At 70.2% G+C, this 18,593-nt stretch carries 21 protein-coding genes; 6 read left to right on the forward strand and 15 right to left on the reverse strand.

The annotated features are described in order from the left end of the window. Positions 1-105: 105 nt before the first annotated feature. The 7 genes from EI982_RS12765 to hemC all read right to left on the reverse strand — a co-directional run bounded on the left by EI982_RS12765 (position 106) and on the right by hemC (position 7,384). Positions 106-492: a NifU family protein gene (locus tag EI982_RS12765; RefSeq protein WP_157690067.1), complete on the reverse strand. Its 387-nt coding sequence runs from the start codon at positions 490-492 to the stop codon at positions 106-108. A 25-nt stretch (positions 493-517) separates the two neighbouring features. Further along, on the reverse strand, positions 518-853 hold the full coding sequence (locus EI982_RS12770) for a DUF5783 family protein (RefSeq protein WP_157690068.1): 336 nt from the start codon (positions 851-853) through the stop codon (positions 518-520). Positions 854-890: 37 nt separating this feature from the next. Next, a complete protein-coding gene (locus tag EI982_RS12775) occupies positions 891-2,846 on the reverse strand; it encodes a DUF7289 family protein (protein ID WP_157690069.1) in 1,956 nt (651 codons plus the stop codon). A gap of 250 nt (positions 2,847-3,096) precedes the next feature. Beyond that, complete coding sequence (cysK, locus tag EI982_RS12780) at positions 3,097-4,032, reverse strand: cysteine synthase A (RefSeq protein WP_157690070.1); 936 nt, start codon at positions 4,030-4,032, stop codon at positions 3,097-3,099. A gap of 49 nt (positions 4,033-4,081) precedes the next feature. Continuing rightward, positions 4,082-5,515 (reverse strand): RecJ family nuclease, encoded by a 1,434-nt coding sequence (locus tag EI982_RS12785; protein ID WP_157690071.1) that lies wholly within the window; start codon positions 5,513-5,515, stop codon positions 4,082-4,084. A gap of 37 nt (positions 5,516-5,552) precedes the next feature. Beyond that, a complete protein-coding gene (locus EI982_RS12790) occupies positions 5,553-6,302 on the reverse strand; it encodes a uroporphyrinogen-III synthase (protein ID WP_199243622.1) in 750 nt (249 codons plus the stop codon). Next, complete coding sequence (gene hemC / locus EI982_RS12795; RefSeq protein WP_157690072.1) at positions 6,299-7,384, reverse strand: hydroxymethylbilane synthase; 1,086 nt, start codon at positions 7,382-7,384, stop codon at positions 6,299-6,301. Before hemC ends, EI982_RS12790 begins: the two co-directional genes overlap by 4 nt. 89 nt (positions 7,385-7,473) lie before the next feature. Between hemC and EI982_RS12800 the strand changes: the two genes are divergently transcribed. After that, positions 7,474-8,565 carry a nitrilase-related carbon-nitrogen hydrolase gene (locus EI982_RS12800; protein WP_157690073.1) on the forward strand — a complete coding sequence of 364 codons (1,092 nt, stop codon included), beginning with the start codon at positions 7,474-7,476 and terminating at the stop codon, positions 8,563-8,565. A 9-nt stretch (positions 8,566-8,574) separates the two neighbouring features. Here EI982_RS12800 and EI982_RS12805 read toward each other — a convergent pair whose 3' ends face one another. The 5 genes from EI982_RS12805 to hemB form a co-directional block, all read right to left on the reverse strand. Continuing rightward, the gene (locus EI982_RS12805; protein ID WP_157690074.1) at positions 8,575-9,009 is read right to left on the reverse strand and encodes a type II toxin-antitoxin system VapC family toxin; all 435 of its coding nucleotides are present in this window, start codon (positions 9,007-9,009) and stop codon (positions 8,575-8,577) included. Next, positions 9,010-9,261 (reverse strand): AbrB/MazE/SpoVT family DNA-binding domain-containing protein, encoded by a 252-nt coding sequence (locus EI982_RS12810; protein WP_157690075.1) that lies wholly within the window; start codon positions 9,259-9,261, stop codon positions 9,010-9,012. A gap of 108 nt (positions 9,262-9,369) precedes the next feature. Further along, positions 9,370-10,704: a glutamate-1-semialdehyde 2,1-aminomutase gene (gene hemL / locus EI982_RS12815; protein ID WP_157690076.1), complete on the reverse strand. Its 1,335-nt coding sequence runs from the start codon at positions 10,702-10,704 to the stop codon at positions 9,370-9,372. A gap of 158 nt (positions 10,705-10,862) precedes the next feature. Further along, positions 10,863-12,515, reverse strand: coding sequence for an ammonium transporter (locus EI982_RS12820; protein ID WP_157690077.1), 1,653 nt, complete (start codon positions 12,513-12,515; stop codon positions 10,863-10,865). Positions 12,516-12,809: 294 nt separating this feature from the next. After that, positions 12,810-13,799 (reverse strand): porphobilinogen synthase, encoded by a 990-nt coding sequence (gene hemB / locus EI982_RS12825; RefSeq protein ID WP_157690078.1) that lies wholly within the window; start codon positions 13,797-13,799, stop codon positions 12,810-12,812. Between the two features lie 93 nt (positions 13,800-13,892). Here hemB and EI982_RS12830 point away from each other — a divergent pair, with 93 nt between their 5' ends. Beyond that, on the forward strand, positions 13,893-14,417 hold the full coding sequence (locus EI982_RS12830) for a DedA family protein (protein WP_233255229.1): 525 nt from the start codon (positions 13,893-13,895) through the stop codon (positions 14,415-14,417). 60 nt (positions 14,418-14,477) lie between these two features. Here the strand turns inward: EI982_RS12830 and EI982_RS18445 are convergent, their stop codons facing one another. After that, the gene (locus EI982_RS18445) at positions 14,478-14,642 is read right to left on the reverse strand and encodes a DUF6757 family protein (protein ID WP_199243623.1); all 165 of its coding nucleotides are present in this window, start codon (positions 14,640-14,642) and stop codon (positions 14,478-14,480) included. Between the two features lie 25 nt (positions 14,643-14,667). Beyond that, positions 14,668-15,459, reverse strand: a complete 792-nt coding sequence (locus EI982_RS12835) for a PHP domain-containing protein (RefSeq protein WP_157691194.1) — start codon at positions 15,457-15,459, stop codon at positions 14,668-14,670. A gap of 157 nt (positions 15,460-15,616) precedes the next feature. Between EI982_RS12835 and EI982_RS12840 the strand changes: the two genes are divergently transcribed. Next, complete coding sequence (locus EI982_RS12840) at positions 15,617-15,901, forward strand: DUF5789 family protein (protein ID WP_157690079.1); 285 nt, start codon at positions 15,617-15,619, stop codon at positions 15,899-15,901. Here EI982_RS12840 and EI982_RS12845 read toward each other — a convergent pair. After that, entirely contained in the window at positions 15,898-16,899 is a 1,002-nt protein-coding gene (locus EI982_RS12845) for a DUF5784 family protein (protein ID WP_157690080.1), read from the reverse strand. The genes EI982_RS12840 and EI982_RS12845 overlap by 4 nt on opposite strands. 98 nt (positions 16,900-16,997) lie before the next feature. Here EI982_RS12845 and EI982_RS12850 point away from each other — a divergent pair, with 98 nt between their 5' ends. The 3 genes from EI982_RS12850 (at position 16,998) to EI982_RS12860 (ending at position 18,558) form a co-directional block, all read left to right on the forward strand. Continuing rightward, positions 16,998-17,168, forward strand: coding sequence for a DUF5786 family protein (locus EI982_RS12850; protein WP_157690081.1), 171 nt, complete (start codon positions 16,998-17,000; stop codon positions 17,166-17,168). Positions 17,169-17,484: 316 nt separating this feature from the next. Beyond that, positions 17,485-18,309 (forward strand): hypothetical protein, encoded by an 825-nt coding sequence (locus EI982_RS12855; protein ID WP_157690082.1) that lies wholly within the window; start codon positions 17,485-17,487, stop codon positions 18,307-18,309. A 39-nt stretch (positions 18,310-18,348) separates the two neighbouring features. Further along, entirely contained in the window at positions 18,349-18,558 is a 210-nt protein-coding gene (locus EI982_RS12860; RefSeq protein ID WP_157690083.1) for a DUF7561 family protein, read from the forward strand. Positions 18,559-18,593: the final 35 nt, after the last annotated feature.

The raw sequence follows: 18,593 nt of genomic DNA on the forward strand, positions 1-18,593 counted from the left end.
CGAGACGGACCGCCGCCGATTAAACCTTACTCGGTCCGCCGACGGCCCCGGTCGGGATACGGCGGTCGCTCGGAATCGGTGAAAAACGCCGCGGCGAACGGAGCGTTAGAACGGAGCCTGCGGGCCTTCGTCGCTCGACTCGCCGTCGTCGGTCGTCTCGCCGGGGAACGAGGGTTCCATGCCGCCGTCGCCGCCGCCGTGGCCGCCCTCGCCGCCCATGCCCTCCATACCGGTGTCGGCGTGGACCTTCGTGATCTCGGGGATCTCCTTGACCATCCGGCTCTTGATCGCCTGGATCGTCATCGGGGAGATGCCACAGCCGGAACAGGCGCCGCCCAGCTGGATGCTCACCTCGCCCGTCTCGAGGTCGATGTGCTGGATCGCGGCGCTCCCGCCGTGCATCTGGATCTGCGGGAAGTTCCGCCGCAGGAAGTTGGTCACGCGCTCCCGCAGGTCGTCCTCGCCGTCGGCGTCCTGAGCGTCAGTACTCATGCGCGAACCAAGGACACCGACGGGCTTAGGCCTTTGGTTCGTCACGTTCGTCGAGGCCGAACACGGACCGGAGTTCGGTCCTGATCTCCTCGACGTACCGCTCCAGCGTCGTCTCCAACTTCTCCTCGTCGACGACCACGGCCGTCACGCGGTCGGTCGGGTTCTCCGGGAGCTCGATCCGGAACTCGCCGTCCTCGTAGAACGGCTCGGACTCGTTGAGCACCTGCTGGTCGATGGCGTGGATGAGTTCGGAGTCGAACCGATCGTTCATCGTCTCGAAGGCGTTCTTGTACGCCCGCTGGAGTTCGGTGAAGTAGTTTGCGTACTTGTCCTCGAACTTCTCGGGGTCGAAGTCGGCCATGGCCAACCTTTCGCGGGCGCGGGCAAAAGTCGGACGGTTAGCCGTCCTCGACTCGGATCTCGTTGACCGTGACGTGCAGGTAGGTCACCGGCGCGCCGCCCCCGCCCGTGAGGACGGGTCGCTGGTCCGCGAGCACCGTGTCGTAGTGGACGGCCGTCCCGCCCTGCACGTCGCTCACGGCGCCGACGATGGCGCCGTACACCGCGGCCCCGCCGCGGACGGTCACGTCCTGGTTCCCCGGCGCGTAGACGACGCCGTAGAAGTTCGCCCCGCCCTGGACGGTCACGGTCGACGCGCTCGATCCGTAGAGCCAGATCTGGTCGCCGCGGTCGCCGACGCTCGTCCAGTCGGTCTTGATCGTGTAGTCGCCGGTCGCGTAGACGTGGACCTCGTTCGAGCCGACCACGTTCACCGGCGACCCGCCCGAGGTGGACACGTCGCCGTCGACGGCGACGTACACCGGCCCGCCGGTGGTGTCGAAGGTGAGGCTGCTCCCGCCGGACAGATCGAGGGAGTCGAGGTGGTACGTCCCGTTGGTCAGCGTACACCCGCTCCCGCAGTTCCCCGCCTCGATCCGGCCGGCGTCGCTCCCGTCGTTGTCGTTCGTCGCCGCCGCGGCGTCGACTTTCGTGTCGATGGTGGTGTCGACGGGCCGCAGATCCGGCGGCCGGAGATCGCGCGCCGCCGAGACGGCCCCGAGGTTCGGCGCCGGGCCGTTCTCGACGACGACCCCGTTCACGTTCGGGCTGACGCTCGGCCCGTTCTCGAACGTGCCCGCGGCCGTCACGTTGCCGTCGATGTTCTGCCCGTTCGCCGGGTAGAAATCGCCGCCCACGTGGACGTCGGCCCCGGATTCGATGGTTCCGGACCCGCTCAGATAATCCCCACCGGCGACGACCGGCGCGGCGACGGTGACGCCGCCGCCCGTCTCGACCACCTGCCCGCTGACGGTCGCCGGGCTGTCCAGTCGCCCGCCGCCGCCGAGGCGGAGGTCGCCGTCGGCCACGATTTCGTCGTCGACGGTGACGCCGCCCCCCGTCAGGTCGGCGTCCCCGTCGGCGATCAGTCGGCCCTTCACCTCGATTCCCCCGCCGGCCTCGAAGTCGCCGTCGACGCGCATGTCGCCGTAGATGGTCCCTCCCCCCGCGTTGACGAGGTCCTCGCCGACGTAGACGCTCCCGTTCTCCCCCCGCGTCGCCGCGTAGCTCCCCTGCGAGGAGTTGTAGCTGTCGACCGTCGCGCCGCCCTGGACGGTGACCGTCGGCGAGGAGGCCGCGATCGAATCCCCGACCTCGCGACCCCGCGACGGCACGCTGAGCACCGCCACGACCGACCGGTTGGCGTCGTCGACTCTGACCGTGTCCGCGTCGGTCCGCGTCTCGAAGTAGTCGGCCCACCCCCGGTAGTACTCGCCGGAGATGGTGATCCGGACGGTCCCCGACGATAGCGGGTTCTCCAGCCCCGCGCTGGCGTTCGGGAACGCCGCCCGCGTCGGGCCGTCCGCGAACCGGAGCGCCTCGGCCGAGGAGCCCGACCCCCGGAGCACCACGATAGGGAAGGTCAGCGTCGGATCGTTCCCGGATCCGACCCCCCAGCGGTAGTGGAACTCCGGGGGCGAGATCATCCGTGCGCGCCCCGCCTCGGACCGCCAGACGCCGCCGCCCTGGTAGGCGACGGTCGTCCCGCCCGCTCGGTACTCGACCGCACCCAGCGTCGTGTTCACGATGGGCGTCCCGTTCGTGCCCACCCGGTCGACCGTGATCCGCCCCGCCGACTCGTTCAGCGTCGCCCGCCCGTTCCCGCCGATCGACACCCGGCGCGCGTCGGCGTACCCCAAGGCCACCTCGCTCACTTCGGCGTCGACGTTCGACATGGCCAGTTCCGCCTGACCGGCCTCCGTCCGGTCCTGCACGTCGCGCAGCGCGCTGCCGCCGATCAACAGGACGCTGGTCGTCACGACGACGACGAGCGCCACGACCAGCACGACGCCCACGACGGAACTCTGTCCGCGCGCTCGACCGGGGCTCACGGCCGCCTCCGAACCCCACGTGCCGGCCGCGGAGCAAGGATTCCCGTTTTCATCGCTGATATGCGCAATTCGGGGCGAACACGTTTCTACCTTTGTCCTTTGGTCTGACACTTCGGGGCGCGCAGTCGGCGGATTTCGGCACGGGAATGCGGAGTCGCCGACGTGCACCGCTCGCCCGCGACCGACGACCGCTATCAGCCGTGAGACGCTGCGGTCACGCCTCGAACAGGTCCGTCGAGAGGTACCGCTCGCCCGTGTCGGGGAGGAGCACGACCGTCGTCTCCCCGGGGTGTTCGGCCGCGTAGTCGGTCGCGGCGGCGAGTGCCGCCCCCGAGGAGATGCCGACGAGCAGTCCCGCCTCGCGGCCGAGGCGACGCGCGGCCGTCCGTGCCTCGTCACCCGTCACCCCACGGACCTCGTCGACCAGTTCCGGCCGTAGGACGTCCGGTTCGAATCCCGGCCCGATCCCCTGGATGTCGTGTCCGTCGGTGCAGGTCTCCGAGAGCGTCGGCGACGACGCGGGCTCGACGGCGACGGTCGTCACGTCGCGGTCCCGCTCGCCGAAGTACTCGCCGAGGCCGGTGATGGTGCCGCCGGTCCCGACGCCCGCGACGACGGCACCGACGTCGCCGTCGGTGGCGCGGTCGATCTCCGGCCCCGTCGTCCGCCGGTGGGCGCGCGGGTTCGCCTCGTTCTCGAACTGCCGGGCGAGGACGGCGTCGTCCGCCGTCGCCAGTTCCGCGGCCCGCCGGTTCGCGCCGCCCATCCCCTCCTCGGCGGGCGTCGACTCCAGGTCCGCACCGAGCGCCGACAGCATCGCCCGGCGCTCCTCGGACATCGAGGCCGGCATCGTCAGGACGCAGTCGTAGCCGCGGGCGGCCGCAACCGTCGCCAGGCCGATGCCGGTGTTCCCGCTCGTGGCCTCCACGATCGTCCCGCCCGGCGGGAGCTCGCCCGACTCCTCCGCCGCGTCGACCATCTCCCGGGCGATCCGATCCTTGACCGAGTAGGCGTTGGCCGCCTCCACCTTCCCGAGGAGGTTCTCGGCGAAGCCGTCGAGGTGGACCAGCGGCGTGTCGCCGATCAACGCCTCGACCGAGTCGACCACGCCGTCCCCGTGCGACCGGCCGGCCGTCACCCGTTCGCTCATACCCGTTCTACCCCGACGCCACGGGAAAGGGTTGACCCGAACCGGTTCGCTACCCGAGCTGTTCGCCCACGAGGCGGTCGACGGCCTCGACGAACGCCGCCCGCTCGTCCGCGGGGATGGTCGCCCCCGCGGCGACGTCGTGGCCGCCGCCGTCACCCCCGACGGACCGCGCGGCCTCGCGCATGACCGCCGAGAGGTCGAGCCCCTCCCGGACCAGCGCGTGTGAGCCGCGGGCCGAGACCTTCCGTTCCTCGGGCCCCTCACCCTCCGCCGACGGCTCGACGCTCGCGAAGGCGACGATCGGCAGGTCGCGACGGATCCCGTCGGCCCCGAGGGCCATCCCGGCGACGATGCCGACGATGGTCTCCCTGATCCGCCCGCCCGCGTCGAACCACTGGACGTTTCCCTCGACCGTGACCCCCTCCGATTTCACCAGCTCCAGCCCGTTCGAGAGGTTCCGGCGGTGGTTCCGGAGGAGCGTCCGGGCGCGCTCCAGGGCCGCCCCGCGGTCGCCGAGACAGACCGCGAGCCCGACGTCCGCGCGCTCGTACCGCGCCGTCGCGTTCAGGAGCGTCGAGAACTCGCTCACGTCGCGCAGTTCGGTGCCCTCGCTCTCGGCGGTGAGCGTGTAGGTCGTCCCGATCAGGTCGTCGACGCGGTCGGCGGGCACGCCGCTCGCGACCGCCCGCTTGAGCAGGGCGCTCGCGACCGTCCGCCGGTCGTCGTCGGTGAGGTCGACCCACCGCTTCCACTCGCCGTCCCCCCGGAGGTCGGCGTCCAGCCCCGCGAGGAACTCGACCGCGCCGGCCTCGTCGCCCGTGATCCCCGGGATCCGCACGTCGCTCGCGTACTGGAGCAGTTTCGGGAGCGGGCGGGTCTGTCGGCCGTACATCGCCAGGTCCGTGCCCTCGCCGAGGACGCCCGCCGCGACCCCTTCGGCGACGATTCCCCCGTTGGCGCCGGTCAGGCCGTCGACTCCGCCCTGCATGTCGCCGACGGCGCCGACGACCGCCAGTGCCGCGAGGTCGCGGTTGTCGACCCCGTCGGCTTCGAGCGCGCGTGCGAGGACGTACGCCGCCCCCGCCCCCGACAGTTCGCTCGCGCCGTCGATCCCCACGAGCAGGGGGTTCAGATGGTAGGTCGTCGTCGCGTCGGCCGGCTGGTGGTGGTCGGCGATCACCGGGACGAACGCGCCCCGCCCCTCGAAGCCGGCGATCACGTCGAGTTGGCCGCTCCCGAAGTCGGTGAAGAGGACGGTGTCGTGGTCGGTCGCCGCCATCCGCCGGACCGCCGCCTCGTCGAGTTGCTTCTCGAAGACCGTCTCGAAGGGAACGCCCGCGCGCTCCAGCGCCGTCGCGGCGACGGCGGCGCTCGTCAGGCCGTCCGCGTCGATGTGGGAGGCGAGCAACACCGAGTCCGCGGTCCGGAGCCGGTCGGCACACGTCGCCGCGCGCTCGGCGAGTTCCGGTACGGGACCCGTCATCGTCGACGACTCGTGCGCCACCGGTGATAAACCCTCGTCAGCGTGAGTCGAGGCGGGCGACCGTCTCGCGGGCCAGCGCCTCGAAGGTCGCCTCGGCGGGCACCACGTCGACCGCGATCCCCTCGCCCTCGGCGGTCTCCCGCGTGGGCTCCCCGATGACGCCGACGACGGCGGCGTTCAGGCCACCGACCGCGTCCGCACGGATCCCGCGCTCGGCGGCGGCGTCGAGGAAGTGTTCGACCGTCAGCGACGAGGTGAAGCAGGCGGCGTCGAGGGCGCCGTCCGCGGCGAGGGTCGCCGACTCGCCCGCCCCCTCGGGGCGGACCAGCCGGTAGAGCACCGTCTCGTGGACCGCGGCGCCCGCGTCGCGCAGGCCGTCGAGCAGGACGGGACTGCCGTGGTCGCTCCGGGCCACCTCCACCGTCGCCGCCCCGACCCGGGGAGCGAGTAGGTCGACCAGCCCGGTCGAGGAGAACGCGTCTGGCACCAGGTCGACCGCGTAGCCCGCCGCCTCCAGCGCGTCCGCGGTCTTCGGCCCGATGGCGACGACCGTCGCCGCCCCCGGTTCCCAGTCCGCGTCCGCGGCGAGTTCGGCGCCGGTCTTGCTCGTGAACACGACGTAGTCGGCCTCCCGCGGCCGCTCGCCGGTCGGTTCGACCGCGAGCATCGGGTCGGGGACCGCCTCGGCGCCGAGGTCCGCGAGGAGCGACCGGGCCGCGGCCAGTCGGTCGTCGTCCGGGCGGAAGACCGCCACGCGCGGCCGCCCGCTCGGTTCCTCCCCGGTCACTCCTCTGCCTCCTCGCGGGCGCGGTCGATCAGATCGGCCGCCCCCGCCTCGCGCAACTCGGCGGCCAGCGACGCCGCCGCCGCCGCGTGGTCCGTGATCGGCAGGTCGGCGGTCCGCTCGATCGCCTCCTCGCCATCGAGGGAAAGCACCTGCACCGCCACGTGAACGTACTCCCCCTGGACGACCGCGTGGACGCCGATCGGGGCGATACAGCCGCCGCCGAGTTCCGCGAGGACCGTCCGCTCGACGGTCGTCTCGACGCGGGTTACCGGGTCGTCGACCCGGTCGTGGATCGTCGCCGTCGCCTCGCCCTCAGCCAGCGCCGTCACCGCGATGGCACCCTGGCCCGGCGCGGGGACGAACTGCGGTTTCGGCAGCCGGACCGTCCCGACGGTTCCCAGCAGCCCGCTTCGCTCCAGCCCCGCCTCCGCGAGGACGATCGCGTCGTACTCCCGATCGACCGCCCGTTCCAGCGCCCGCCGCTCCAGTTCCGCGAGGTCGTCGAACCACGCCTCGGCGGAGCGATCGAACGCGTCCGGATGCTCCCCCTCGTCCTCGTCCTCGGCGTCCAGCCGCCGCTGGTGTTCGCGCTGGAGGGTCGGCGCGAGCAGTTTCTCCACCCGGGTGTCGACGTTGCCCCGGAGCGGTTCCACGTCGAGGTCCGGCCGCTCGCGGCGCAGTTGCGCGCCCCGCCGGAGCGACGAAGTGCCGACGACAGCGCCCGCCGGGAGGTCGTCGAGGTCGCTCCCGTCGGGCGTCACCAGCACGTCGCCCGCGGGGGCACGCTCCGGCACGCCGGCGACCACGAGTTCCGGCGGCGACTCCGTGGGCATGTCCTTCATCGAGTGGACCGCGGCGTCGACGTCCCCGTCGAGCACCCGCTCGTCGAGTGCGCGGACGAACGCCCCCGTCTTCCCGAGGCGATGGATGAGTTCGTCCCTGATCTCGTCGCCGCGGGTCGACACCTCCACCGTCTCGACGCTGCGGCGTCGCCCGTCGAGGCGGTCGCGAACGTTCGCCGTCTGTCGGCGGGCGAGGTCGGATCCGCGTGTCGCCAGCCGGATTGTCCCGCCTGTATTCATGTCCGATCGGTCGCTCCCGAGGGTGAAAAGCCCACCAGTTCCGATCGACGGCACAAACGATATCCGTCGGACCCGAGACCCCCCGACGCATGTCGAAGATCCCGAAATACAACGCCGTCGGCCTCTCCCCGACCGTGTGGGGGGTCGAGGAACGCAGTGACATCGAGCGGAACCTGGAGCACGTGCACGAGGCCCTCTCGGCGGCCACGTGGCTCAGCGGCCTCGAGCTCCCCGTCCGGCTCGCCGTCCTCCCCGAGGGCGCGCTCCAGGGGTTCACCGACGAAGTGTTCGACATGGACCACGCGACCTACCGGGAGGAGATCGCGATCGACATCCCGGGCCCCGAAACCGAGACCCTCGGCGAGTACGCCAAGGAGTTCGAGACCTTCATCGTCGCCTCGGCCAAGGAGAAGGCCCCCGAGTACGACGGGAAATTCTACAACACGGCCTTCGTGATCGACCCCGACGGCGACGTGATCCACACCCACCGGAAGGTGACGCCCCTGCTCCCCGTCGAGCGATCGGTCTCCCCCCACGACGTGTGGGACGACTGGACCGACCACCACGGCGACGACCTGGACGACCTCTTTCCCGTCGTCGACACCGAGATCGGTCGCATCGGCATCTCGCTGGCCATCGAGGGCGCCTACCCCGAGTACGTCCGCGGCCTCGCGATGAACGGCGCCGAGGTGATCTGCCGGATCGCCTGCCCCGAACCCCTCGTGGCGAACGACAGCTGGGAGATCCAGAACCGCGCCCGCGCTCTCGACAACACCTGCTACGTCGTCGCCCCCAACCTGGGGACGTACTACGTCACCCCGGACGCCGACACGCCGGTCGACACCTTCGGCGGCGGATCGATGATCGTCGACCACCGCGGGCAGATCCTCGCCGAACACGCCTACGGCGCCGGGTCCTCGTACTGCGCCGCCCCGATCGACGTGGAAGGGCTCCGCGAACACCGCACGTCCTCGCCGCTGACCAACTGGATCAAGGACCTGCGGACCGAGCTGATCCAGCCCATCTACGACCGCGAGATCTACCCGAAGAACCTGTGGCTGGACCGCCAACCCGTCGATCACGACACCTACGCCGAGGAGGTGACCGAGCGACAGATCGAGAAGATGGTCGAGGCGGACGTGTTCGTGCCGCCGTATCACGAGCGCGAGGACGAGGGGTGACCGCGAACGTCACTCCGGCTGATAGGGATCGGTCGCCGTGTCGAGGCGGTAGACGTCCGCGGCGGCGTCGAAGTCGTCGTCGAACGCGTAGAGGTAGCCGAGCCCCTCCGCTTGCATATACGCCACGATAGCGGCGTCGACGAACGAGAACCCCTCGTGCCGCCGGAAGAGCGCTTTCGCCGTCGCGAACTCGTCCGCGGTCAGGGTGTCGATGTGGCAGCGCGCGTTCTCCTCTATTCGGTCGAGAAAGTCGACGGCGGCCGCGTGTCCGGCGTGGTTCGTCAGTCCGTTCAGCGTCTCTGCGAGCACGTAGTCGAGGATCACTGCCTCCGGAAGGTCGGCGGTATCGATGCCCGTGAGGATGGCGAGGGCCCCGTCGTGTGCCTCGTCACGACGGTACGCAGCGGCGAAGAGGACCGTCGTATCGACGAGTGCTCGCGGCATCTATTCGGTGTCGACGCCCCACGCATCGTGGTCGGTCGTGACTGCGGTCTCCTGCTCACCGTCGTAGCCGTCGAAGTCGCTGAACGTACCGCTTCGCTGCTGAACGACCCGGACGCGGAGCGTGCCGTCGTCCTCGACGTGCCAGCGGAGCGTGTCGCCGTCGTCGATGTCGAGTTCCCGGCGGATGCGAGCGGGGATGTTCGCCTGGTTCCCCGACACTTTGCTCTCGGAGTCGACGTTCTCACTGCCCACGTCCACGGGTAGGTGATCTCCCTGTATAAATCGTAGTGTGCGATCACACTATCGTCCCGATCGATAACGGCCGTCTCTCGTGTCGCACACTGTCGCGCGGTGTTCGGTCTACAGCGCGTCCTGGTAGGCGTCGAGCGTTCGCTGGACGTCCGCCTCCGTGTGGGCGTAGCTCACGAACTGCGCCTCGAACTGGTTGGCGGTGAGGAAGATCCCCCGATCCTTCATCTCCTGCCAGAAGACCCGCTCCCAGCGGTTGGTCTCGGCTGCGGCCACGTCCGCGCCCGTCTTGGGACAGGCGTCGTAGTTCGGGCAGTCTTCGCGCTGGCGACAGCCGGCCTCGCAACGGCCCTCGCCGCCGCGCCCCTCGCGGGTGAAGATCGTCTTGAAGATGCTCCCGGTGCCGACGACGGTGTACTCCGGCGCCCGCTCCTCGAGGATGTCGGTGATGCCGGCACGCAACTGCTCGCCGAGCGCGTTCACGTGGTCGTAGACGTCGTTCTCGGCGGCGTACCGCAGGGTCTCCAGCCCGGCGGCCATCGTCACCGGATGCCCGGAGAAGGTGCCGGACTGGAACACGTCGCCGCCGGGAGTGAGATGTTCGACGATTTCGGCCCGGCCGCCGACGGCGCCGACGGGGAAGCCGCCGCCGACGATCTTGCCGAGCGTCGTCAGGTCGGGCGTGATCCCGAACTCGCTTTGGGCACAGCCGAGGCCGCCGACCCGGAAGCCCGTGATGACCTCGTCGAAGATCAACAGCGAGCCGTACTCGTCACAGAGGTCGCGAAGCGACTCGTGGAAGCCGTCGACGGGCATCACCACGCCCATGTTGCCCAGCATCGGCTCCGTGAGCACGGCGGCGATGTCGTCGCCGTGTTCCGCGAACACGTCGGCGATGGTGTCGGTGTCGTTGAACGGGACGGGGATCGTATGCTCGGCGAAGCTCTCGGGGATGCCCGGCGAGGACGGTCGAGCGCCGTCGGGACCGCCCTCGACGAGCGTGGACTCCTGGGCGCCGTGGTAGCCGCCCTGCATGACGACGATCTTGTCCCGCCCGGTGTACGCCCGCGCCAGACGGACCGCGGAGACCGTCGCCTCGGTCCCCGAGTTGACGAACCGGAGCATCTCCACGGAGGGGACGTGGCGGGTCACGAACTCCGCGAGGTCGACCTCCACCTCCGTCGGCGCGCCGTACATCGGCCCGGCGCTGGCGTGGGACTGGATCGCCGCCTCGACGGGGTCGGGGAGGTCGTGGCCGTACAGCAGGGGCCCGTAGCCCATCACGTAGTCGAGATAGCGGTTGCCGTCGGCGTCGACGACGTGTGCGCCGTCGCCGTCCTCGACGAAGAAGGGGTAAGGCATCGACGCTCGGACCGACGAGTTGACGCCACCGGGCAGGACCGACAGCGCCCGGTCGTACAGCTCGCGGGAGTTCTCGTGGTTCATACCTACCGGTGTGTGCGGCGGCGGAAAGAATGTACTGGGTCGGAGAAAAGGTGCTCACCGCGAGCCGGCGCCGGCGACGGAACCGTAACCAGGGGAGACCGTCGGGCCGGAGCGGGTCGCGGTCGGGATCGCGATCGGGGTCGGCGTCGAGGACGGTCTCAGACCGCGTCGGGCCCCTCCTTGCCCGTCCGGACCTGAATCGCCTCGTCGACGGGCATGATGAAGATCTTGCCGTCGCCGGGTTCGCCCGTGTTCGCGCTCTCGCGAATGGCCTCGGCGACGTCTTCGGCGGGTACGTCCGCGACCACGCATTCGATTTTCACCTTCTGGTGGAGGTCGACCGTGTACTCCTCGCCGCGCCACTGGCCCTTCTTCGCGGGCTGGGAGCCGCGGCCGGAGACGTTCGTCACGGTGATCGAGGGGGCACCGACCTCGGCGATGGCCTGTTTCACGTCGCCCAGCTTCTCCGGGCGAAGCATCGCGACGACCATCTTGATGTCGCGCTCGTCCTCGCCGCCGTCGGTGCGGATCTCCTCGCCGCCGTCCGGCACCGCGTCGGGCTGGTCGCCGAACTCGGGGTAGGTGTCGACGCCGTGCTCGGCGACGTCGAGCCCCTCACGCTCGTGGTCGGGATCGACGCGAGCCTGGCCGATGGCCTTCAGCGCACCGAACACGACCGCGGTGGCGGCGATGGTCCAGGCGCCGATGACGGTGACGCTGACGATCTGTGCCAGCAGGACCTGCGTCGAGAAGCCGTTGATCGAGACGAAGGGGAGCAGGATACACCCCATCGCGCCGGCGCTCCCGTGGACGGGGTAGACGGCGCAGACGTCGTCGATCTTGAGCCGCTTCTCGACGAACTTGAAGACGATGGGGAGCTGTCCGCCGGCCAGCAGGCCGACCAGCAGCGCGCCCCACCACGTCGACAGGTTGGGGATGCTCGTGATGCCGACGAGGCCGGCGAGCATCCCGTTGGCGACGTAGAGCGTATCGACCTTCTCGGTCTGGAGCAGCGAGACGCCGGCGGCGCCGATGGCGCCCGCGCCCATCGCGAGCGTCGTCGTCAGCGCCACGCGGCCGACGGTGTCGGCGAAGGCGCCGAGGGCCATGGTGCCTTCCTCGACGACGAACACCGTCGCCGCCGTGCCGACGTTGAAGCCGTACCAGCCGAAACAGAGGATGAGCGTCCCCAGCACGGCGAAGGTCATCGAGTGGCCGGGGATGACGTTCGCGCTCCCGTCGTCGTTGTAGCGGTCCATCCGCGGGCCGAGGACCCACGCCGCCGTGAGGCCGGCGATACCGCCCATGCCGTGGACGATCATGCCGCCCGCGAAGTCGCTGAACCCGACGCCGAGCACCGACGAGAGGTAGCCGCCACCCCACGTCAGCCCCGTCACGACGGGGTAGATGACCGCCGAGAGCACGACGGTGTACGTGACGTACGCGCGGAGTTTCGCGCGGCCGGCGACGGCCCCGCTGACGATGGTCGCCGCCGTCATGGCGAACACCGCGCCGAAGAGCCAGCCGATCCACGTGTCGGAGCCGCCGGTGATGTAGGCGAACGGATCGGCCGCCCCGCCGACAATCCCGGAGACGCCGGCCCCGATCAGGAAGTAGACGATGACGCCGATACTCCAGGTGAGCATGTTCTTCGTCAGCTGGTTGGCGACGTTCTTCGAGCGTACCTGCCCCGCCTCCAGCATGGCGAAGCCGGCGTGCATGAAGAAGATCAGGAAGGTGACGGTCAACACCCAGACGTTGTTGACACCTGAGGCCAGCGCCGAGGGATCGACCTGCAGCGGCGTCAGCATCCGGCCACCTCCGCCGACGGTACTTCGCGAGCCGTGCTTGGACAGACGTTCGTGTTTCCGTATTTGCGTGCCATGTTCGTTCTCCGAATCGCGATAGAAGGTACTGTTACGACATAATATAAGGGTTAGCGTTTACAATTGTTGATATGAAGGGAATTCGGTGGATGTTCGTCCGGTTTAATAGTGGATAAGGGTTGTATAAGGTCGTAAGATGGCTACTCTGTGGCCAGTGAGCGGCGAATAATTAGACGAACGTAGTGTAAGATTCCCTATGACTGTCGGTCGGCCGCGTGCTCACGCGTCCCGGCAGTCGGGCGCGACGTCCTCGGCGAAGTAGGTCACGATCAGGTCGGCACCCGCACGCTTGAGCGAGAGCAACGACTCCCGGGCGACGGCCTCCAAGTCGAGCCACCCCTTCTCGGCGGCGGCGTGGAGCATCGCGTACTCGCCGCTGACGTTGTAGGCGGCGACGGGTCGGTCGAACTCCCGGCGGACGGCGCTCACGACGTCGAGGTAGGGGAGGCCGGGTTTCACCATCAGCACGTCCGCACCCTGCTGGACGTCGAGTCGCACCTCGCGGAGCGCCTCCCGCGTGTTCGCGGGGTCCATCTGGTAATGTCGCCGGTCGCCGAAGGCGGGGGCCCCGTCGGCCGCGTCGCGGAAGGGACCGTAGAAGGCGCTCTCGTATTTCGCCGCGTAGGACATGATCGCCACGTCGGCGAAGCCGGCGTCGTCGAGCGCCGTCCGGATGGCGCCAACCATCCCGTCGGTCATGCTCGACGGGGCTACCATCTCCGCCCCCGCCTCGGCGTGGGAGACGGCCGTCCGTGCCAGTCGGTCCAGGGTCGCGTCGTTGTCGACGGTCAGGGTCGGATCGTCGCGGGCGTCCGCCTCCAACACCCCGCAGTGGCCGTGGTCGGTGTACTCACAGAGACACACGTCGGTGATGACCGTCGCGTCCGTCGCCTCGGTGACGTCGCGGGTCGCTCGCTGGACGACGCCGTCCGGCGCCCAGGCGCGCGAGCCCTCGTTATCCTTCGATTCCGGCACCCCGAAGAGGATGACGGCCTCGACGCCCGTCGCCAACACTTCCTCGACGCGGTCGACCGCCTCGTCGACGGGGACCCGTTCGTGTCCGGGCATCGACTCGATGGGCACCCGCTCGTCGGTCGTCGCGTCGACGAACACGGGCGCCACGAGGTCGGTCGCGCGGAGTTCGGTCTCGCTGACCAGCGAGCGGACGCCGTCCCGGCGTAGTCGCCGCGGGCGGTCTGTCTGGTCCATACGGCCGCCTCGCTCGGGACGCCCAAAACCCCGTCGTTCCCGCACATTCACGACAACGCAACCGATTAGTCCCTCGACGGCACAGGGCGAGGTGTGTCCACGCCGCCGCTCCAGGTCGCGCAACTGCCCACCGCCCTCCGCGAGCTGGTCGCCGCCGACTACGGTCTGCTGGTCCTCTTCGGCGTGTTCGTCCTCGAGGGCGCGATGTTGCTCTACGTCGTCCCGAGCGAACTCGTCGTTCCGGGTGCCCTCGCGCTCCTCGGGGGCTCCGTCCGGACCGCCGTCGTCGTCGTCGCCGTCGCCGTCGCCGGCGCGACGGTCGGGCAGTTTGCCCTCTTCCTCTTGGCCAAGCGGGTCGGCCGGGAACGGCTCCTCCAGTCCCGGTGGTTCCGCGTCAGCGACGACTCCCTCGCCCGCTTCGAGGGGTGGTTCGACCGCTGGGGGCCGGTGGTGGTCCCCCTGAGCAACACGCTCCTGTTCACGCGGGGGATGGTGACGGTGCCCGCCGGCCTCGCCGGCATGGACGACCGGCGGTTCGTGCTCCTCTCGGCGCTCGGCACCCTCTCTTTCGAGTCGATACTGGCCGGGCTCTACCTCTGGTTCGGGACGGTACTGTGAGTCGGGGCGGGTCGTCCGCGACGGCAACGAGGCCGGTCCGGATGTGGGGCGGGAGAAGGGCTACTCGGTGCGGTCGATGTCGATCCGTTCGCGGAGGGCGGCCAGGTCGTCGGACTCCGCGAGCTCCTCCAACCGCTCGCGAAAGTGGTTCTCGCAGAGGCCGACGCGAATACCCTCCTTCTCCGCCGCGTAGGCGGCCCCGCGATCACAGTAGTGGCACTTCATACCCGGAGTAGGGGCTCACGCCGGTTTAAGGCTGCGCATCCGGCAGACGCGACGTGATCCGGGCGGCCGCGGCGGTGTCGAGACCCGCGATGCCCAGCCGCTCGTCGTGGGCGTCGCTCCCCCCGGTCGCCAGCAGGTCGTGGCGCTCCATCACCGCGTCGAGGCGCTCCGTCCCGACCGGGGCGTCGTACGGGTAGTACCGTTCGACCGCGTCGAGTTGTGGGGCGAGTTCGAGGGCGGCTTCCGGGTCGGCGTACCGGAACGGGTGGGCCAGCGAGACGACGGGACAGGCCGCGGTCAGCAGGGAGAGGGCGCGGTCCACCGGCGGCACCTCGCGCGGGACGTAACAGGGACCGTCGTCGCCGATGAACCGCTCGAACGCGCCCGCGTAGTCGCAGTCGGCGTCGCTCTCGTCGACCGCCCGGGCGACGTGTGGCCGCCCGACGCCGGGTTCGAACGCGACGTCCAGGTCGACGCCGAGGCGGTCCTCGACCCGCGCCGTCATGCGCCGGGCGCGCTCGATCCGGTCGCGCTGGAGGCGGTCGAGTTCCGCCCGCAGCCCCGCCGTCCCCTCGACGCCGTAGCCGAGCAGGTCGAGCCGCCCCGTCGCCGTCTCGACCTGGAGTTCGACCCCGCGGATCACCGTGATCCCGTCGCGGACGGTCACGGGGGCGTCGAGGTCCGGGTGGAGGCGGTCGTGATCGGTGATCGCGACGGTCTCGACGCCGGCCGCCCGCGCGGCCGACGGCAGGGCATCGAGGGACAACCGCCCGTCCGAGACGGGCGTGTGTACGTGTAGGTCGGCGACCACGTCCATGGACTCCCCTCGCCAGCCCCGCCGATAGGCCTTGCGACGGATGGGTGTCACTCCCACACGCGGTAACGGTCCTCAATTAAGGATGATTAAAGACTTCATCCGAACTAAGGTTGTACATGGAAAACCATTATAGTTCTCCGCTGCCTCTAACCCAGTGATGAAGTTCAACGGCACTGGCGAAATGATCGACGCCCTCGAATTCCCCACGACAACCGACGAGATCATCGCCGAACACGGCGACCACGAACTCGAACTCCAGCGCGGGACCGAGCGGGTCGGCGAGGTGCTGGACCGGCTGGCCACCGAGGAGTTCGACACGCCCGAGCAGGTCCGTCTCTCGGTCCGCTCGGCGGTCGGACACAAGGCCATCGGCCGTCGCTTCTACAGCGACCGCGACCCGACGGCGCTCGGCGAGTCGGGCCCGACCCCGCTGTCGCTCTAGTCGAAGGCCGATTCCAGTTCTAGCGGTACCGCTCCCTTCGTGTAGCCCGTCGTCCGCCCGTCGGGCCGGGTTCGGTAGACGACCGCCGGCCGGTGTCCCACCTCCGGCTGTGCCTGTTCGACCGCTAGCCAGTCGTCGTCGGGGAACGACGAGCAGTCAACGAACAGCACGACGCCGCCGGCGTGTGCCGACAGCTGTCCGTCCGTCTTCGTCTTCGCGGTGTCCCGGACGGCGGCGGCCGGCGTCCCCGCGGAGCGGCGGTTCGGCGGTAGCGGCCGCGTCACCTCGACGAGCGGCTGTTCGCCCTCGTCGGTCCGGGCCTGGAAGTCGATGGAGTGGCCCGTCGTCACCTCGATTTCGGGCCGGGGTTCGTAGCCGGCGTCCACGAGCAGCTTCGCGGTGTGAAACTCACCCATGGTCGCCGCCATGCGCGTCAGATCCAGGCGCTCCGAGGTGCCGAGCTTGCCCGCCATCGTCTCGCGGTATTCGTCGAGGATCCCGGCCGACAGGAACCGCTCGTAGAAGGCCAGCGCGTCGTCGCGGTCGGCGTCCGGGAACCCCGCCGCGTGTTCGTCGAAGAACTCACGGGTCGTCCAGCGGCCGTCCTTCGAGAGGAAGACGGGGAGGAAGAACCACGAGAGATGCGGATAGGGTTCCAGCCACGGCGACTGCTCGTGTAGTTCCGCGCGGAGTTCGCGCTCCGCCCAGTCGGCGACGCCGTCCGGTACCTCGGTGAAGCCGTACTTCTCGGTGCGCCAGAGGCTCGACGGCGTCTCCGTGTTGCCGAGCCAGTAGGCGCCGTCGTCGTCCCAGCAGAAGAGCGCGGTGTCGCCGTTGTCAACGTCGAACCGCCGGGCCTCGTACCCCTCGGGGGGTTTGAACCAGGGGCGACTGCTCGTCGCACCCAGGTTGCCGTCCAGCGGTTCGAACACCTCGGCGCGGACGCGGCCGTCCGTCCAGCGGCCGGGGGCGTGTCGAAAACGAAGGGGTCGTGCCACGGGGGACGGTACGTCCTCGGACGATTTACGCGTTCCGCGTCGTCCCCCCGAATCGTCCGTTACATATATATCAGGACACCTCCAAGTCACCACGTACCATGTCAATGGGTGCCTATGACGAGGACGAGCACGAGCGGCGCGCGCAGAAGACCGGGCAGGTCGACCTCTCCGACGACGACCGGTCGGAGTTCCGAGGGACCCTCTCGTACGAGTCCGGCGACTCCACCGAGGCCCTCCTGGATCAGTTCAAGCGGCTCCAGGGGGAGTGACCGTCCGTTCCGCCCGCGCAGGACGGGAACCGCCGTCGACACCAGCGCCCCGGTGACGTGACCCACCACCGCCCGACCAGCGGCGGGTCTCCCCATCGCCGGCACGGGCGCCGGTTCCAGCAGCCCGACCTCGGCTGGGGGCGACGCCGCGGCCCCCACGACGCGGCTTCAGGCTCACCCTGACGATCCGCGCTGCGTCCCGGCGGTCGGCTAGCGCCTGATTACCTATTTCCCCCTCCCGCGTAGCGGCGCCCATGAGATCGCACCGCGTCCCCGATCGGACCGCACGGCGGATCCCCACGGCCGGTGACGCCGGATGAGCGACGCCGGTGACCCGGACGCGGCGGAGGACGACTCCTCCCGTCGCCGTCTGCTCGTCCTCCTCGGATCCGGACTGCTCGCCGTCGTCGGCGCGGGGTTCGGCACCGCGCCCCGATTCGACGACGACCCGGCCTCGGACCCGGACCTCTCGATCGAGTACGACGTGACGGCCGACCGTCCGCCGACGTCCACCCCGACGCCGGCGGGCGAGGCCACCGACGCGGATCCGACGCCCGCACCCGACACGCCCGCGGACGACGGCGGTTCGACCGAGCGGCCGTCCGATCAGACCGCCGACGGCTCGCCCGCCGACGGATCGGGATGGCTCGACGGCGACCGTAATCCGCCGCCCGCCGGCACCGGGACGGCCGTCCCGCCCGACGATCCGGTCGCGGCCGCCGTTCCCCCCGTCGCCCTCGACGACGTAGTGCCCGGCGACGGCGGGACGGTCGACCTCTCGCTCTCGCTGTCGGGGTCGCCCGCACGCCTCTGGGTTCGGGGGACCGTGACCGACGTCGCGGAGGGCGGCGTGACCGACGCAGAGCGGAGCGCGGGCGACGGCGGCCCGCCGGGTGAACTACAGGAATACGTGCGGGTCCGTCTGTGGTACGACGACGCCGACGGCCGGCCGGTCTACGAGGGATCGCTCGCCGGCCTCGACGCCGTTTCGGAGTGGATCCCGCTGACCGATGCCTGCGTCGCCGCGGGGGCCCACGCCGTCCGGTTCCGGTGGGAGCTCCCGGCGGACGCGCCGAACCGCGTGCAGACGGACTCCGTGTCGTTCTCGCTGGGCGTCGCCGCCGACGCGGGCGAGTGTTGACCCGCAGGGCTTTCCCGTCCCGGCCCGTCGGCTTCGGGTATGAGCTCCGACCCCTGTGACGGCTGCGGGACGGACGTTCCCGTCGCGGGCGGCGCCGGGAACTTCTGGACGTTCGAGGCGACGACGACCGGCGGCGTCACGCTCGAACTCGCGGACGGCACCGAACATTTCCTCTGTTTCGACTGCATCGAGCGCCTCCCCGACGACCGCGAGGTGACCGCCGACGACGTGGCGGCGTTGTCCGAGTGACATCCTCCCCGCCGTGAACGGCGGGGCTTCCCGTA

The organism is Haloplanus salinarum, from assembly GCF_009762275.1.
Taxonomy (GTDB): domain Archaea; phylum Halobacteriota; class Halobacteria; order Halobacteriales; family Haloferacaceae; genus Haloplanus; species Haloplanus salinarum.

Coding starts and splice junctions, on each gene's coding strand:
- EI982_RS12765 (WP_157690067.1), bottom strand. CDS start 492: ATGAGTACTGACGCTCAGGACGCCGACGGCGAGGACGACCTGCGGGAG.
- EI982_RS12770 (WP_157690068.1), bottom strand. CDS start 853: ATGGCCGACTTCGACCCCGAGAAGTTCGAGGACAAGTACGCAAACTAC.
- cysK (WP_157690070.1), bottom strand. CDS start 4,032: ATGAGCGAACGGGTGACGGCCGGCCGGTCGCACGGGGACGGCGTGGTC.
- EI982_RS12785 (WP_157690071.1), bottom strand. CDS start 5,515: ATGACGGGTCCCGTACCGGAACTCGCCGAGCGCGCGGCGACGTGTGCC.
- hemC (WP_157690072.1), bottom strand. CDS start 7,384: ATGAATACAGGCGGGACAATCCGGCTGGCGACACGCGGATCCGACCTC.
- EI982_RS12800 (WP_157690073.1), top strand. CDS start 7,474: ATGTCGAAGATCCCGAAATACAACGCCGTCGGCCTCTCCCCGACCGTG.
- EI982_RS12805 (WP_157690074.1), bottom strand. CDS start 9,009: ATGCCGCGAGCACTCGTCGATACGACGGTCCTCTTCGCCGCTGCGTAC.
- hemL (WP_157690076.1), bottom strand. CDS start 10,704: ATGAACCACGAGAACTCCCGCGAGCTGTACGACCGGGCGCTGTCGGTC.
- EI982_RS12820 (WP_157690077.1), bottom strand. CDS start 12,515: ATGCTGACGCCGCTGCAGGTCGATCCCTCGGCGCTGGCCTCAGGTGTC.
- hemB (WP_157690078.1), bottom strand. CDS start 13,799: ATGGACCAGACAGACCGCCCGCGGCGACTACGCCGGGACGGCGTCCGC.
- EI982_RS18445 (WP_199243623.1), bottom strand. CDS start 14,642: ATGAAGTGCCACTACTGTGATCGCGGGGCCGCCTACGCGGCGGAGAAG.
- EI982_RS12835 (WP_157691194.1), bottom strand. CDS start 15,459: ATGGACGTGGTCGCCGACCTACACGTACACACGCCCGTCTCGGACGGG.
- EI982_RS12840 (WP_157690079.1), top strand. CDS start 15,617: ATGAAGTTCAACGGCACTGGCGAAATGATCGACGCCCTCGAATTCCCC.
- EI982_RS12850 (WP_157690081.1), top strand. CDS start 16,998: ATGTCAATGGGTGCCTATGACGAGGACGAGCACGAGCGGCGCGCGCAG.
- EI982_RS12855 (WP_157690082.1), top strand. CDS start 17,485: ATGAGCGACGCCGGTGACCCGGACGCGGCGGAGGACGACTCCTCCCGT.
- EI982_RS12860 (WP_157690083.1), top strand. CDS start 18,349: ATGAGCTCCGACCCCTGTGACGGCTGCGGGACGGACGTTCCCGTCGCG.